We start from the raw sequence: 17,145 nt of genomic DNA, 5'->3' as shown, positions 1-17,145 counted from the left end.
AGATAGGTTGGGAGTGGAAGTGCCGTAAGGCATGCAGCGGACCAATACTAATAAATCGAGGGCTTATCTTTCTAAAGCTAAAATGTTCGACATTTTAATGAAGCTGTTTTGCTTCGCAAAACGGCAAAGCGACTCAGGGCGGCTAAAGGCGCGCTTCGCTGCTTTTCTTCTGTATAGTTTTGAGTGTAGCATATATACTCAATTAAATATCTGGTGACGATAGCTGAGTGGTTCCACCTGTTCCCATACCGAACACAGTAGTTAAGCACTCATACGCCGAAAGTACTTGTCTGGAGACGGACTGGGAGGATAGGGCGTTGCCAGTTAAGTGATGAGCACCCTGCGGGGTGCTTTTTCTTATGCCAAAGATTTATTCCCTGCCGGCTTATGTTGTGACGCGCAGGGATTTTGTTGTATAATAGGCTCTGTGTTGTGATTCTAGTGAAAGAGGAAGTCCAATGGTATTTATAGAGGTAAACAATCTGACACATATATATGGAAAAGGCACAGAACAGGAGTTTTGTGCATTAAAAGATGTGAGCTTTACGATAGAAGAAGGCGAGTTTGTCGCCATCTTAGGCGCCAATGGTTCGGGAAAATCCACATTGGCGCGGCATTTGAATGGCTTGCTGCAGCCCACCGAGGGTGAGTGTATGATTAATGGTTTGGACACCAAAAAGCCGGAGGATATTTGGGCAATTCGGCGGCAGGTGGGTATGGTGTTCCAAAATCCGGACAATCAGCTGATTGCCGGTGTGGTGGAAGATGATGTGGCGTTTGGCCCGGAAAATATCGGTATGGAGCCGTCAAAAATCCGTCAGCAAGTGACCGATTCCCTGCGGGCTGTGGGCATGGAAGATTTTCGCAAGTTTGCCCCGCATCTCTTATCCGGGGGGCAGAAACAGCGTGTTGCGATTGCCGGTGCCTTGGCAATGGATACACATTGTCTGATTTTGGACGAGTCTACGGCCATGCTTGACCCACAGGGGCGCAGGGAAGTGATGGGCACGGTGGAACATTTGCATCAGGAGCGTGGGCTGACGCTTATCTGCATTACGCATTTTATGGATGAAGCGGCTAAGGCCGACAAAGTCCTTGTGATGGAAAAGGGACAGCTGGTGCAGATGGGCAGACCGCAGGAAATTTTTGCCGATGCACCGCGGCTGCATAAGCTGGGACTTGATGTTCCGTTGGCTGTGGAACTTGCCTGGAATTTGCGCAAGGACGGTTTGCCGCTGCCCGCGGATATTTTGAGCGCAGATGATTTGATTACCGCCTTGGAGGCTTGTTATGTCCATTGAGTTAAAAGATGTTACTTACATATATATGCCAAAGACTCCTTATGAGCGCGTCGCGCTGAATAAAGTGAACCTGACCATTGAGAAAGGCAGCTTTACGGCTATTGCCGGGCATACGGGTTCGGGCAAATCCACGCTGGTGCAGCATCTCAATGGTCTGCTTACGCCGGCTGCCGGAGAAGTGCTCGTGGACGGCGTAAACCTGTCGGGCAAGGATAAGGCGGCAAAGATAAAGGCCTGGCATGCCCGCCAGCAGGTGGGCATGGTGTTTCAGTATGCGGAAACGCAGCTCTTTGAAGAAACCGTGGAAAAAGATATCGCCTTTGGCCCGCAGAATCAAGGCTTGGACGAAGCGGAAGTGCAGGAGCGCGTGCGCGAGGCCATGGAACTTGTGGGGCTGTCTTATAAAGATTACAAAGACGTATCGCCTTTTGCCCTGAGCGGCGGGCAGATGCGCCGCGTGGCTATTGCCGGCGTGCTGGCCATGCGCCCTAAGTATCTGATTCTTGACGAGCCGGCAGCCGGTCTTGACCCGCGGGGGCGTGATGAGCTGATGGGAGAGATTCAGCGCCTGCATAAAAAATGGAAGCTGACCATCGTTTTTGTCTCGCACAGTATGGAGGATATTGCCCGTTTGGCGGATACGATGGTGGTTATGGAAAAAGGGAACCTGCGGGCAGCGGGAAAACCGGCAGATATCTTTGCCGATGCGCAGTTATTGCAGGAAACAGGGTTAGAACAACCGCAGATTATGCAAATCATGCAGCGTTTAGCGCAGGCAGGTCTGCCCGTGGACAGCAATGTGATAACGCCGGAGGCAGGGTTGCAATCCCTCAGGAGGGTCTTTCATGTTAAATAATATAATGATTGGGCAGTATTTCCCCGGCGATTCGTTTTTGCATCGGCTGGATGCGCGGGTGAAGATTTTACTGCTGCTCATTCTGCTCATTGAAGTATTTGTCTTTACCAGCGCACCGGTATATCTCCTGATGACGGGGATAACCTTTCTGCTGATTATGACTTCCAAGGTGCCCTTGCGCATGGTTCTGCGTTCGCTAAAGCCCTTGTGGTGGATTATTCTCTTTACCTTTGTCCTGCATTTATTCAGCCATCCGGGAAGGGAAATTTACCGTATCTGGCAGTTTGTCATCACACAGGAAGGTGTGGAACAGGGAGCGTTAATCAGTGTGCGGTTAATGCTGCTGATTATTTTGAGTACGCTTTTGACGTTCACGACCAGCCCGTTGAAGCTGACCGATGCGCTCGAAAGCCTGCTGTCGCCGTTTAAGCGTCTGGGCTTGCCCGCGCATGAGCTGGCGATGATGATGACCATTGCCCTGCGGTTTATCCCGACGCTTATCAGTGAAACGGATAAAATCATGAAGGCACAGCAGTCGCGCGGGGCAGATTTTGTCACGGGCAGCATCATGTCACGGCTTAAAAATATGGTGCCGATTTTGGTGCCGCTCTTTTTGTCGGCGTTTCGCCGGGCTGATGATTTGGCCTTGGCGATGGAGGCGCGTTGTTATCGTGGGGGCGAAGGCCGTACCCGCATGAAGGAAATGAAGCTGGGCCGGCTGGACTATGTGGCAATCGGTGTCTTTGCCGTATTGAGTGTCGGATTAGGAGTTAGTTACGGTTTATGAAAACGGAACATAAAGAGGAAATGAAGGCGCGGGCGCGCAATATCGCCTTAAAGGTGGCCTATGATGGTACAGCCTATCATGGCTTTCAGCGGCAGAGTCCGCCGGTAGTTGCGGTGCAGAATGTTTTGGAACAGAAACTGGCTGTTATCTTTGGCGACAGCATTGAACTTGCGGCGTCTGGCCGTACGGATGCCGGTGTTCATGCCTATGGGCAGGTGGTCAACTTCTTTACCAATGGCCGCATTCCCATTGAGCGCGTGCCGCTGGCGGTGAACAGCCTGCTGCCGGATGATATCGTGGTCAAGGAGGCCTGGGAGGCTGACGAGGATTTCAGTGCCCGTCATAGTGCCAAGGCCAAGACCTATATTTACCGCATACAGCAGGGCGCAACGCCCAATCCCTTGACTGCCCGCTATGCCTGGTATGAACGGCGCAGCCTTGACCTGTCCAAGATGCAGGCGGCGCTCGATTTAATCAAGGGCACGCATGATTTCAGCGCTTTTCGGGCTGCAGGCGGCGCGCCGATGAGTCCGGTGCGTACGATTTATGAAGCCAAGGTAGAGGAACGGCCGGGGGATATGCTTGAATTTACCATCTATGGCAATGGTTTCCTTTACCACATGGTACGCAATATCATTGGGACGGTGGCAAACGTAGGCTTGGGACGCATCAGCGTGGAGCGCTTTGCGGAGATTATGGAGAGCCTTGACCGCCATCAGGCCAGTGCGACAGCGCCTGCATGTGGGCTATATTTATACAGTGTTGAGTATTGATTAAGTGCATTTTGTAACAAATGAACTTGCAAGGCATGGTTGAATTTTATATAATATGAAAGGAACCTGAAAAAGAGGTTTAATGGAATCAACTCAGGTGGTGAAACTATGAAGTCCCTATTGAATGTGGGTATAGATGTGGGCTCCACGACCATTAAATTGGTGGTGCTTGACCATGAGAAGAACATTCTCTACAAGAACTATGCCCGGCATTTTTCAGAAATTGGCAATGCCTTGCAGGAGAATCTGACGCAGCTGAAATCTCTGGTGGGAGAGAAGAAGTTTACCTTCGCGCTTACTGGGTCGGCAGGCATGGGCATTGCGCAACGTATAGGTCTGCCCTTTGTGCAGGAGGTTATTGCCTGCGCAGCGGCAGTCAAAAATCTCATACCGCAGACGGATACCGTGGTGGAACTCGGCGGCGAGGATGCCAAGATAACCTACTTCGGTGAAGCACCGGAACAGCGCATGAACGGCGTTTGTGCCGGCGGTACCGGCTCTTTTATCGACCATATGGCATCGCTGCTCTCTACGGATGCCAGCGGACTTAATGAGCTGGCCGCCAAGGGCAAACAGATATATACCATTGCTTCGCGCTGCGGCGTGTTTGCTAAGACGGATATTCAGGCGCTCATGAATGACGGTGCAGAAAAAGCCGATATCGCCCTGTCCATTTTTCAGGCGGTAGTCAATCAGACCATTGGCAACTTGGCGCAGGGGCGCCCCATTGATGGTCATGTGGCTTTCTTAGGCGGTCCTTTGCACTTTTTGCCGGAATTGCGCAAACGTTTTATCGAAACATTAAAGTTAGATAATGAGCATGTGGTCAACGTGGATTACGGCAATTATTTCGTGGCTATGGGCGCGGCACTTTCCGAGGAAGCACAGGAGATTGATGTAGCACGACTGGAAAAGAGCATTGCGGAAGCGAAAACTGCTGCCGCTAGTGAAACGCGCAAGGCCGACTTCACCTTATTTGAAAATGATGCGGAGTATGAAGCATTCAAGGCTCGTCACGATAAGGACAAGGTAAAGCGCGGGGATATAGCAGGTTATCAAGGGCCTGTTTACGTGGGCATTGATGCCGGTTCCACCACCACGAAAATAACGGCGATTGGCCGGGATAAGGAAATTCTCTACACTTCCTATGGCAGTAATCAGGGTTCGCCGCTTTCCACAGTTGTGCGGGAAATGCAGGAACTCTATAAGGCCATGCCGGAAGGTGCCTATATCGCCAGCACCATGACCACGGGCTATGGTGAAGCCATTGTCAAAGCGGCTTTGCACGCTGATGGCGGCGAGGTCGAGACCTTTGCCCATCTGCGGGCTGCCCAGGAGTTCTGTCCGGAAGTCACCTTTGTGCTCGATATTGGCGGTCAGGATATGAAGTGCTTCTTCGTCAAAGACGGCAACATCGGCAATATTACGCTGAATGAGGCGTGCTCGGCAGGCTGTGGCTCCTTTATCCAGAACTTTGCCGAAGGTCTGTCCATGACGCCAGCGCAGTTTGCGCAGAAGGCCTTGAAGTCCAAGGCGCCTGTGGATTTGGGCACGCGCTGTACGGTGTTCATGAACTCCAAGGTCAAGCAGGCGCAAAAGGAAGGGGCAGAAGTCGCCGATATTTCTGCGGGCATCGCCTTTTCCGTCATCAAGAATGCGCTGTTCAAGGTTATGCAGCTCAAAGATGTGCGGGAACTTGGCGACCATATCGTCGTGCAGGGCGGTACCTTCTATAACGACGCGGTACTGCGCTGCATGGAAAAACTGCTGGACAGAGAAGTTATCCGTCCCGATATCGCCGGCCTCATGGGGGCTTATGGTGCTGCGATTCTGGCACAGGAAAGCGGGCAGGAGCATTCGTCTATTCTGCCATTGGATAAACTGCAGGAATTCCATGTAGAAACCAGCTCTTACCGTTGCAAAGGCTGCGGCAACAGCTGTCTGATTACCATGCAGAAATTCCCGGATGGCGGCAAGTATTTCACAGGCAACCGCTGTGAACGCGGCGTGGGCGGCCAGAAACAGACCGAAGAAGAAACGCCGAATATTTACGCGTATAAATACAACCGCGTATTCAAATATTATCGTCCTTTGGAACATCCGAGCCGTGGGACGATTGGTATTCCTCGTGTGCTCAATATGTACGAGGATTATCCCTTCTGGTTCACCTTCCTGACCTTCTTGGGCTATCGGGTGGAACTGTCGGGCAAGTCCAGTGCGAAGATGTACTACAAGGGCATGGCCACGGTACCGTCGGATTCCCTGTGTTATCCGGCTAAGATTACCCATGGCCATATCATGGATTTGGTGGAGAAGGGAATCAAGAAGATTTTCTATCCCTGCGCGCCTTACAACATGGAGGACGAGGTGCATGATTCGGACAATCACTTCAACTGTCCGATTGTGGCGTCCTATGCGGAAAATATCCGTGGGAATATGGATGTTCTGCGCCAGCAGAAAGTGGAATTCATTCAGCCCTTTGTGCCCATAAACGATAAAAAGCGCCTGACGGCCCGCCTTTACGAGGAACTTGGCAAGCGGGAAAACATTAGCAAGCAGGAAATCGCCGGGGCCGTGGAAGCAGCTTATGTGGAAATTGCCCGTTATCGCGAAGATGTGCGCGATTATGGCAAAAAGATTTTGGAGCATATTGAGCGCACCGGACAGCAGGCGATTATGCTCGTGGGCCGTCCCTATCATGTGGACCCGGAAATCAACCACGGCATTCCCGAGATGATTCAGTCCTATAAACTGCCCATCCTGTCCGAAGATGCCGTCTATCATCTGCCAGTCAAGGCACAGCATCTGCAGGTGGTCAACCAGTGGAGCTATCATGCCCGTCTGTATCATGCGGCGCAGTTCGTAGCCGAGCACCCCAACCTGACGCTGATTCAGTTCAGTTCCTTTGGCTGCGGCCTCGATGCTTTGACCACGGAGCAGGTCAAGGACATTCTGGAAAAACATCAGCGTATCTACACGATGATTAAACTGGATGAGGTATCGAACCTCGGTGCGGCGCGGATTCGTCTGCGCTCCCTGATGGCGGCGCTCGCCCGCAAAAAGCCCATTGCCTATCAGGCTGTGCCGGATATCGAGCGGCCGCACTTTACGGAGGACTGCAAAAAGACCCATACCGTGCTGGCCCCGCAGATGGCGCCGATTCACTTTGAACTTTTTAAGACCGTGCTCAACAAGCATGGCTTAAAGGCTGTGATTCCGCCGATGCCGGACAAGCACGCCATTGATACGGGGCTGCGGTATGTGCATAACGATATGTGCTATCCGGCCATTGTGGTTATCGGTCAGCTGATTTCCGCCTTGAAGGACGGACTCTGCGACCCCGACCATACAAGTATCATGCTGTTCCAGACCTGTGGTGCCTGCCGGGCCACCAACTATTTGAGTGTTCTGCGGCAGGCGTTAAAACATGCCGGTTTCCCGCAGGTGCCGGTGTTTGCGATTCATGGGCTCAAGGAGGAAACAGATTCCTTCCATATGGGCCGTGGCATGCTCGTAGATGCCATCAAGGCAGCCGTGTACGGCGATACGCTCATGAACGTGCGCAACCGCATGATGCCTTATGAAATCACCAAGGGTTCCACGAAATCCTTGTTTGATAAGTGGATGGAACGCGCCAAGGAAGAAATCGTCCGGGGCAATTACTTCCGTTTCCAGAAAAACATCAAGGCCATGGTCAAGGAATTTGACCACCTGCCCATTGATGAACAGCTCTGGAAACCGAAGGTCGGCATTGTGGGCGAAATCCTCGTGAAGTATCATCCCGTGGCCAACAATCATATTGAAAAAGTCCTGATGGACGAAGGTGCCGAAGTAGTCATGCCGGATTTTGTGGATTTCTTCCTCTATTCAGGCTATGATGCCATTGCCAAGCGGCAGCTGCTCGCTGGTTCCTACAAGGAAGAAGTCTTCGGCAAGATGTTTATCAAGATACTCGAATTCTTCCGCCGTCCCATGAAAAAGGCACTCAAAGAGAGCCGTCATTTCACGCCGCCTCATTCCATTTATGAGACAGCTGAGATGGCATCACGCCATGTAAGCCTGGGCAATATGGCCGGTGAAGGCTGGTTCCTGACCGGCGAAATGGTCAAGCTCATCGACTCCGGCGTACCCAATGTAGTCTGTCTGCAGCCCTTCGGCTGCCTGCCTAACCATATTACGGGTAAGGGCGTAATGCATGAACTGCGCAACGCCTACAAGGGAGCCAATATCACGGCCATCGACTGCGATGCTGGTTCGAGTGAAGTAAATCAGCTTAACCGACTCAAACTCATGCTGGCCGTATCTAAAGAGCGCGGTCCGCAGCAGGACAAACAAGAGCATAAAGATGCGGTGATGAATCACTGAGTTAATTTGACCCGTCAATTTTGACGGGTCAAATTTTGTATATAATGTTTGTAGTTTATGTGATAATTATGGTATAATTATCACATAGAAAGGGGGCGGTGTTATGCCACAGATAATACCGATAAAAGATTTAAAGGATACAGCGGCTATTTCTGAAATGTGCCATCAGGCAGACAGCCCTATATTTGTGACGAAAAATGGATATGGCGATATGGTCTTGATGAGTATGGAAGTTTTTGAGTCTATGCAGAAAAAATGGGATATGTATAGCGAGATAGAACAAGCTGAAGCAGAGATTGCCAGAGGCCAGGCTATGCCTGCTCGTGAAGGTTTGGCATCTGTGAGGGCAAAGTATGGCTTATAATTTGCAAATTGCAGAGCGAGCCAACGATCAGATTGATAAGCTGACGGGATATCTTATCAATCGATTGCATAACCGCGATGCAGCGATACATTTTCTGAATGGCTTAGATGCCGTATACCGAAGGTTGGAAGAAAATCCCTATCAGTTTCCGGAAAGTCCGGATGTATTTTTGCAACGCCAGGGATATCGGGAAGCGTTTTTGCCTAAGATGCGCTATCGGATTGTATTTCGTGTAGATGGACAGACGGTATATGTAGTTGGCGTATTTCATATGCTGGAGAATTATGTGGTGAAGGTAGATCCTTATATTTAAGTGAGTTTTCTTTACAAAGCATATTCTAAAAGGTATACTTCTAAGATGAGGATATTTTTGTAAGAAAACACCATTTGTAAATGAGTGCAAAAAATATTGATGTCTGTTCCATAAAGTACACTTTGGGGGAATTAGCTAAACAAGGCTTTACAGTGGGGAAACCAGCTGTAATGTCTTATTTTTGTGCTCGAAGAGGAAGGATTTTTGCTATGAAGACTGTTTTGGAAGCATGCAGACCACATCAAGGAATTATTGACGGAACCTTGAATCTGGAAGTTTTTACTGCTGCATTGAGGCCTGTTATTGATTATTATCATAAACAGGGGAAGGCTAATATTGATAAAGTGTATACAGATGCAGAACTGTTCTTCCGAGAGGCCACTTATCCTACCGATGGCTTAAAACAGCTTTTGAGCAATGTTTTTCGCCGTATTTCTGGTGATATGACGGCAGATTCTGTAATGAAGTTGGAAACAGCCTTCGGTGGAGGTAAAACGCACTCGCTCATTTCCTGTGTACATATTGCTTATCGTGGTAAAGAATTGAAAGATGTTACACAGGGGCTGATTGATAGTAGTTACTTGCCTGAGGCTGGTACCGTAAGTGTAGTTGGTATTGCCGGTGACGAACTGGCTGTGCGCAAAACACAGGGGGATAAACTTTCCCCATATACTATTTGGGGAGAAATGGCTCTACAGCTTGGTGGTGAATCACTTTATCGGGAAGTTAAGGATGAAGCTGAGGAATACGCTGCGCCAGGCTTGACTTTTTTTGAGAAAGTACTGGGTGAACGTAAAGTTATTTTGATGTTTGATGAGTTGGCGCAATATGCTTCTCGTTTGGAAGTCGTATTACCAGGGAAAGGTGCTGACCAGCTAAGTGCTTTTTTGATGTCACTTAATAACTATGCACAAAATCATGCTGGGATTGCCGTTATTGTAACATTAGCTAGCAGCAGTGATGCATTTGCTAAACAAACAGAGGCATTGTCGCAGAAACTTAATGATATTATAGGTACTAATCAATTTACGAAGGATGATGCTGGTGCCATTGCCCAGAGAGCAAGCAAGAGCGCCGGTAGTGTCATCAGTCGTAATGCAAAACCTGTCACGCCAGTGCAGGCCAGCGAGATTGCACCCATTTTGGCCAAGAGACTGTTTAAAAGCATAGATATGTCGGCTGCTCAAGAAGTCAGTCATGCTTATGCGGAAATGTATGCCAAGAATGCTGCGTTGTTGCCGGAAGAGGCCAATATGGCGAATTTTGCTCAGCGTATGGTGGAAAATTATCCGTTTCATCCAACGTTTATTGATTATTTAAATAACAAACTGTCTTTGGCTGAAAATTTCCAAGGTACACGAGGCGTTTTACGTGTTCTGGCTTTGACCATTAGGAATATTTGGCAGAAATCCATGCCTATTAGTCTAATCCATACTTGCAATGTGGATATGCGCAATGCAGCTACAGTGGATGAAATTTTGGGGAGAACAGGTAGTGCCGACCTTAAGACTGCACTTAATACAGATATTGGTTCTGTGGAAACAGCCAGTCTGGGAAGCGGTCTTAGTCAGGCTGAGCGTGCGGATAGGAAAAATCCGCACCCCGATGGACTGCCTATGTATGAGCTGACATGGAAAACGGTGTTCCTCAATAGTCTGGTGGCGAGAGGTGAAGGTAAGACAGCAAAAGCCTTTGGCATAAATCAGCAGGACGCACTTTTCATGATCAGTTCTCCTGTATTGCCGCCATCTCAGGTCAACACTGCACTGGAGGAAATTGGTCGCAGTGCTTTTTACTTGCGTTGCGAGGATGGTAAATATTTTGCACATCAGGATCCTACACTCAATAGCGTTTTGGCACAGATTCGTGAAAATGTGAATACCAAGAGAATCCAGCAAAAATTAAAAAGTCTGGCTGGGACCTTATTGTCAGATAATCATCTTTTCAATGTACAGCAGGATGTGCGTTTGCCTCAGGATATACCAGATAACAATACCAAGCCAACAGTAGCGGTGATTGCTCTTGATGCCAAAGAAATCGATCCCATGAAACTTTTGCAGGAGAAGGGAGCGAATATGACCCGTTTGCATCAGAACATGGTGGTCATGTTGATTCCGAGCACGGTGAAAGTATTGCTGGATAATGATAGTCAAAATCTATTCGGTAATGATATGGATAATACGCGTCCCTTAAGCTATGTAGAGGATTTGGCGCGGCAGGTTATTGCTATAAATGATTTGAAGGATAAACCTACGTCTTATGGCATCAATGCGCATAAATTGGAAGACCCGGAATTTGTAGAAACCAGCCGGGAACGAGAAATGGCATTGTCAACAGAAGTAGCAGCGCTATATAAAAAGGTTTATTTTGCTAATAATATGCAGATTGAGTGCCGGGAAATCAGGACAGATTCTGGCGATTCGGGAGCAACTATCCTTAATCAGATAGCACAGACTTTGATAGAGACGAATAAGCTAATCTACGATAAAGCGTTTAATACCACGGAATTAAAGTCTTTGAAAAGTCTATTCTTTGCGAATGGTGAGCGGCTGCCTGTGGCAGAAATGACAAAGGGTTTTTATTGTAATCGTCGCTGGCCAATGCTTAGCAACACGGGGGTCCTTGAGCGCATCTTGAGGGAAGGCGTTGCGAGTGGTGTATGGATTATCTATCATATGGGCGATAGTACGGATGATGTCCCTGCAGAAATCTACACACAGGAAAATCCTGTAGCTATGGGCGCAGATATCTTGCGAGGCGGTTATTCGTTGATGACTATTGAGGGCGCTAAGAAGCGTCCCGGCTGGTTGGAAAAGGACCATGTGCCGCCGGAAAAGATTCAGGCTAGGATAAAGGAAGTTTTGGCAGCTAGTGGTGCATCTCCTGTCAGCGATTTACAGGAAGCTGTAAAGGCAACGTATGCTAACGTAAGTGATGAACAAATCACGGAAGGCGTGCGGGAGGTACTGAAAACAGCAGGCTTCAGTGGCTATGTAGGTGATGTGAACCAGCAGGAAAAACCGGAGAATATCATTGAGGGGTACAGCGCGCAGTTCCATGATATCCAGCCTACAGATATTATAATCACGCAGCGAGAAAAAAGTGAGCGTGGCTGGCTTGAATTTCCTGGTAGTGAGACTTTCTTGGGCAACATAAGCGACAATGAGCGTGCGCATAAGATTTACAAGGTGCTCAAAAATATTAGTGGTTGGTACAATCGAGGCAAAGCACAGCAGGACATTGAAGAATTAGAGCTGGTTAATTTGCGTTTGCCAAGTGGTGCTACCATGCGTATCCGGTTTGATGGGCTAACGTCAAGGGATATCAAAAAATTGGATGAATTGTTCATGGATATCTTGGGAGTGGCTGAAGTATCGGAGCATACGGAAGGCTATATTACGATACAGGATACTTCGAATGAGGACGATGAATTGATAAAGGAACTAAAACAAGGAGAATGAGATGGCAGAGCTGAGCAAGCGGCAGGAGGAAATAATAAGTGAGGCTGCCCTGCGCGTGAAAAGTGCGCCGTGGATTATGCGGATTACGGTGAGAAAGGATTATACGGGTCCGGCGCTAGTGTTAAGTGAGCGTTATACCACAGAAAAGAAGACAGAGAAACTGCGGGAGTATGGCTGTATCTATAATGGTGCTTTGCGCCATTGCAGGCGGGCAATTCAGGTTATGTTATCCGAAGTCACAGATGAAGCAGGGCGCAGTCTGGGGTTGGATAAGCTGCTGGAAGGAGAAATCGCTTACCGGGGAAATCTGCCACTGAATGACACCATTGGAGCAAAACTGGCACTCTTGGCCAAGCTTCATCCGCAGGTGCGGAGAGCGGACAGAGTTGAATTGATGGCCTGGCGGATTGAGCGATTCACCAGAGAGGAAACCTTCTATTGGCTGACCAAGGTCAGCGTGCCAACATATGGCCGTCGGGGCATAGAGTGGGCTAAGTCTGGCCTCCGGCTTATGCTGGCCGGTCGGCAGGATGATAAGCAAGTCATACGTGATATCTTAGATAAGATGCGGAAATAATTAAGAAAGTTTAGGGAGAGACGTTATGGAATACCAGCAGAAGCTAATCGAAGGAAAATTCCCCTGCCAACAGGTAGGGGCGGAGACAAAACGAGAACGTGGGGCAAGTTCGGCTTTACCGCCATTGTATTTCTTGCATGTATGGTGGGCACGCCGTCCCCTTACCCCTAGCCGGGCTGCTGTGTTGGGAAGTATCTTGCCTGCTGATACTGATCCTGAGGTGTTTTTGAAAGATTTGGGGATTGTGAAGAAACAAGCCATCATAGGTGACAACCGCTGGACATTGGTGGGGAAGAATCTTGAGCTTGTTAAGCGGGATGGAAATAGGGAGTACATTCCTGTTACAGATAAGTTTTGGAGGGCTTTTGAAAAGGAAAATGAACGGAGAGAAACGGTTCGCCGATTGCTTAATGAATTGATTCAAAGTGACACAAGCCTTATGTCAAATGAATTAGTCAATGAATGGCTGAGGGACAATGCAAGTCTAAGCTTGGGATTGTTGTCAAATTCTATAGAGGTGGTGACGGTTGTTGCTAATCCGGCATTGACTAACGAGAGAATTGATTTTGCAGCCAGTACTCAGGTTAAGAATATAATTGGTCAGGAAATAAAAATAGACCCAGAGGATTTATATGCTTATGGCAGGGCATATAGCAACCCTGTAAACGAGAATTTTAACAATATCACAGTGCTTGATCCAACGGCTGGTGGTGGTTCAATTCCGTTTGAAGCTATGAGATTAGGTTGCAATGTTATTGCCAACGATCTTAATCCAGTGGCTACTGCTATTCAGAAGGCAACCTTGGATTATCCTGCCAGATTTGGCAATGACTTATTGGGAACTATAGAAAATTATGCAGATAAACTGGTTAAAGATGTAGCGGATAAAACAGCAGATTTTTACAATTTTGAAAAACCTTTTGGGATTCAGTTACAGGAACTTAAGGAACAATGCAATAATCGAGAAGATATATTCGAGCAATTTAATGTCCCTGAATTTGACCATCAAGGTTATCTCTACTACCGTGAAGTAACCTGCCCGCATTGTGGTGAACGTGCGCCGCTTTTGAATTCTTTTGCGCTGGCCAAGAAAAAAGACGGTTGGATGGTAATTCCGAAAATTGAAGGGATGGCGGGAAATAAGAAAGTTCGCTTTATTCCTGTACGTCTAGTGAATGGCAAGGGACCAAATGGGGAAAATCCCGAAGAAGGTACGGTGAATAAGGGCACTGGGCGTTGTCTGCATTGCGGTCAGGCTATTGACAGCGAGGAAATCAAGCGTCAGGCCAGGGGTGAGTCCGACCATGGTACCTGGCAGGATAGGCTTTACTGCGTGGTAGGTGTCCGCCTCCAGCCGAAGAAGGATAAGGCAGGAAATATCCTATGCTATGCCAGCGGTGCTCATAAGGGGGAAATCCGTACAGAGAAAGTGACCTTCTTCCGTGAGCCTACTGAGGCCGATTTTGCTGCTTTGCAACGGGCAGAGGAGAAACTACAGGAGAATTGGAACCGCTGGGAAGATATGGATTTGATTCCTACGGAGAAGATTCCTGAGATGAACGACAATCGACCTAGAATATACGGTATGGAACGTTGGTGTGATATGTTTACGTCTCGTCAGCTTTTAGGCCATCTCATCGCTATGGAAACTCTGAGAAATATGAGCAAGGAGATTCTGGCGGCAGAGGGACAGGAAAAGGGGACGGCTATTATCCATTATTTGCAGTATATGGTGGATAAGTGCATAGACTATAACAGTCGGCAGACACGGTGGATTCCTCAACGTGGCAGTGTATCAGGTACATTTAGCAGGCACGACTTTTCTTTGAAATGGACTTTTGGCGAACTTATATATAGTGGGGAAAATTCTGGCTTAGCCTGGGGTAAAGGACAGGTTACGGATGCCTATAAGGGCATATGTGAATTGGTTGAAAGCAGTAATGCAAAGGCGGCCAAAGTGCTTCATGGTTCAGCGGCTAATATGGATGTAGATGATAAAACAGTAGATGTCATATGTGTTGATCCCCCATACTATAACAATGTTCAATACGCGGAACTTTCGGATTTCTTCTATGTATGGCAAAAACGAACTTTTGAAGGACTTTATCCTGATATTTTCAATCGAAGGCTGACCAATAAGCGGGATGAGGCCGTTGCTAATCCCGTAAGGGATGGTTCTGCTAAGGAAGCTAACGCTGCTTATGAACAGCGAATGAGCGAGATTTTTGCTGAATGTCGTCGTGTTTTGAAAGATGATGGTGTGCTGACGATGATGTTCACCCATAAGACACAGGCGGCATGGGAGACTTTGACAAGAGCACTTATTGAAAATGGTTGGATTATATCGGCAACTTTCCCGGTAGATTCAGAATTTGCAGCTGCTTTGAACCAGAAAGATTTAGCTGCGGCAGCCAGCTCCATCTTCATCGCCTGCCGTAAACGTGACATGGAGGAGCGAGAGCCTTCTATTTGGTCAGGTTTTGGCGGTACGGGCGTACGCCAACTGATTCATCAGGCGGTGGAGCAGAGCTTGAGGGATTTTGCAGTGCTGAAGCTGAATGCAGTGGATGAAATGGTGGCCAGTTATGGCAGTGCCTTGAAAGTCCTCTCAGAGCATTGGCCTGTTATGGATGGGGATGAACTTGTTTCCCCAATCACAGCCATGCGGGAGGCCAGTACAGTGGTGGCGCAGTATCAGATGAGCCGTATCAGCGGTGGGCAGATGTCTGTGAATGACTTGAAGCCGGAGGCGGGTATTGTACTGACTATGCTTGGGATATACGGCACGGGCAGTTTTGCCTATGATGATGCTCTGAGTCTTTCCAAGTCCCTCAATATTCGTTTGGAGAATAAAGTGGGGGGCTATCACGAGGAAGATGCCATGGTTGGCATCAATGATGAAGTCAATAAGCGCAGCAGGCGGGATGAGGAAGACGAAGGTTACTATGCTCCTGTGGTGAAGAAGGGGAGCAAATTGCGGCTGGTGCTTCCAGAGGAGCGCAATGCGCGCCGCTTGGCTAATCCTCAGCAGGAGTGGGATATGGTTCAGGGAATCATTATGGCTTATCGTGAAGGTGATATCCCTGTGGCTAGAGCCTACATGCAGAAGTACGGTACGGGCAGTGAAAACAAGTTGCTTAATATTTTGCAAATTTGGGCAGATAATTGTGGTCGTGAAGACCTGCGCAAGGAAACGCAGAGACTTATCTTTGGCTTGAAAGCATAAGATTTTCTTGACATTTTTGTCCAATCAAGATTATAATATGGACAGAGCGATTCGGGAATCGGTGTTCGCAGCCGTACCCCCGGACAAACGATAGCCCCCTTTGCTTATGGCATTGGGGGCTATTCGTATGTAAAGGAGCAATAGGCATGAATAAACCCTTTAAAACAGTAGATGAGCAAATAGCTATTTTGGAAAGTCGTAATATCGTTGTAAGCAATAAAAAATTTGCCAGACAGGTTCTGACTTATGAAAACTATTATTATGTAGTGAATGGATATAAGACACCATTTATAAGTTCTACAAATAATGGGGATGCTTATAAACCAGGGACTTCCTTCTATGAAATCGTGGCGCTGTATTCTTTTGACCGCAGACTTAGGGAATTATTGTTGCCGGAACTGCTGCGTATCGAGCATTGTGTGAAAGCGATGATTATTGATGTGTTTTCGAAACATCATGGTGAGGATCATACTACATATCTGCGTCCGGAAGCTTTTAATGCCAAAGGGTTTAGTAATTTTAAGCGTGTCAATGCACTTATTTTTGATTTACTGAAGCTTATCGATAAACAACGGAAGCATCATAATGCGGTGCAGCATTACATGGACAAGTATGGTTCTGTCCCCTTATGGGTATTATCCAAAGTTATGACATTTGGTAAAATCAATTCGTTTTATGCATGTATGTGCAAAGAGGATAAGGAAAAGGTCGCAGGTGCATTTCATTTATCTTCGGCAGAATTTAAGTCTTTAATTGACTTCATAGCCGTATTTAGAAATAAATGTGCGCATGGTGAACGTGTATACTGCCATATAAGGGATCAAAAGAGGCCGACCCCAATAAATAATTTACCTTTACATGAATTATTGGATATTCCCCGCAATGAAAAGGGCTATAAATATGGTACGCAGGATATTTTAGCCTTGCTGATTGCTATGAAATATTTTTTGCAACCCACCCGTTATAAGAATCTGATTCATCATATCGATTATGCCTTAAACAAGAAATTGAATTATCGCTTAAAATCAATCAGTTGTGATGATATACGCAAGATTATGGGGTTGGAGAGTGATTGGCAGAGTTTAGATGTGATGGAATTAACAACGTAAAATTGAAAGGAAG

The 17,145-nt window shown here is 47.7% G+C and carries 11 protein-coding genes and 1 rRNA gene; all 12 read left to right on the top strand.

Annotated elements, in window-relative coordinates; translation table 11 throughout:
* Positions 1-209: 209 nt before the first annotated feature.
* Positions 210-326: ribosomal RNA gene (gene rrf / locus G598_RS0111695) — 5S ribosomal RNA — on the top strand.
* Between the two features lie 132 nt (positions 327-458).
* Entirely contained in the window at positions 459-1,301 is an 843-nt protein-coding gene (locus G598_RS0111690) for an energy-coupling factor transporter ATPase (protein ID WP_026767108.1), read from the top strand.
* Positions 1,291-2,157 (top strand): energy-coupling factor transporter ATPase, encoded by an 867-nt coding sequence (locus tag G598_RS0111685; RefSeq protein ID WP_026767107.1) that lies wholly within the window; start codon positions 1,291-1,293, stop codon positions 2,155-2,157. Before G598_RS0111690 ends, G598_RS0111685 begins: the two co-directional genes overlap by 11 nt.
* On the top strand, positions 2,147-2,944 hold the full coding sequence (locus G598_RS0111680) for an energy-coupling factor transporter transmembrane component T family protein (RefSeq protein ID WP_026767106.1): 798 nt from the start codon (positions 2,147-2,149) through the stop codon (positions 2,942-2,944). Before G598_RS0111685 ends, G598_RS0111680 begins: the two co-directional genes overlap by 11 nt.
* On the top strand, positions 2,941-3,717 hold the full coding sequence (truA, locus tag G598_RS0111675; protein ID WP_026767105.1) for a tRNA pseudouridine(38-40) synthase TruA: 777 nt from the start codon (positions 2,941-2,943) through the stop codon (positions 3,715-3,717). The genes G598_RS0111680 and truA overlap by 4 nt, the downstream gene beginning before the upstream one ends.
* 108 nt (positions 3,718-3,825) lie before the next feature.
* The gene (locus G598_RS0111670; RefSeq protein WP_026767104.1) at positions 3,826-8,082 is read left to right on the top strand and encodes a 2-hydroxyacyl-CoA dehydratase; all 4,257 of its coding nucleotides are present in this window, start codon (positions 3,826-3,828) and stop codon (positions 8,080-8,082) included.
* Between the two features lie 103 nt (positions 8,083-8,185).
* The gene (locus G598_RS0111665; RefSeq protein ID WP_026767103.1) at positions 8,186-8,446 is read left to right on the top strand and encodes a type II toxin-antitoxin system Phd/YefM family antitoxin; all 261 of its coding nucleotides are present in this window, start codon (positions 8,186-8,188) and stop codon (positions 8,444-8,446) included.
* Positions 8,436-8,759, top strand: a complete 324-nt coding sequence (locus G598_RS0111660; RefSeq protein ID WP_026767102.1) for a type II toxin-antitoxin system RelE/ParE family toxin — start codon at positions 8,436-8,438, stop codon at positions 8,757-8,759. The genes G598_RS0111665 and G598_RS0111660 overlap by 11 nt, the downstream gene beginning before the upstream one ends.
* Positions 8,760-8,839: 80 nt before the next feature.
* On the top strand, positions 8,840-12,220 hold the full coding sequence (locus tag G598_RS0111655; protein ID WP_080657027.1) for an ATP-binding protein: 3,381 nt from the start codon (positions 8,840-8,842) through the stop codon (positions 12,218-12,220).
* Between the two features lies 1 nt (position 12,221).
* Positions 12,222-12,797: a DUF7680 family protein gene (locus tag G598_RS17880; RefSeq protein WP_026767100.1), complete on the top strand. Its 576-nt coding sequence runs from the start codon at positions 12,222-12,224 to the stop codon at positions 12,795-12,797.
* A 25-nt stretch (positions 12,798-12,822) separates the two neighbouring features.
* Positions 12,823-16,023 carry a DUF1156 domain-containing protein gene (locus G598_RS0111645; RefSeq protein ID WP_026767099.1) on the top strand — a complete coding sequence of 1,067 codons (3,201 nt, stop codon included), beginning with the start codon at positions 12,823-12,825 and terminating at the stop codon, positions 16,021-16,023.
* Positions 16,024-16,169: 146 nt separating this feature from the next.
* On the top strand, positions 16,170-17,132 hold the full coding sequence (locus tag G598_RS0111640; protein WP_026767098.1) for an Abi family protein: 963 nt from the start codon (positions 16,170-16,172) through the stop codon (positions 17,130-17,132).
* Positions 17,133-17,145 lie beyond the last annotated feature (13 nt).

The organism is Selenomonas ruminantium subsp. ruminantium ATCC 12561 (assembly GCF_000424065.1).
GTDB classification, from domain to species: Bacteria; Bacillota; Negativicutes; order Selenomonadales; family Selenomonadaceae; genus Selenomonas_A; species Selenomonas_A ruminantium.
The sequence above is the reverse complement of the archived record's forward strand: the minus strand, read 5'-3'. Positions and strand labels throughout refer to the sequence as shown.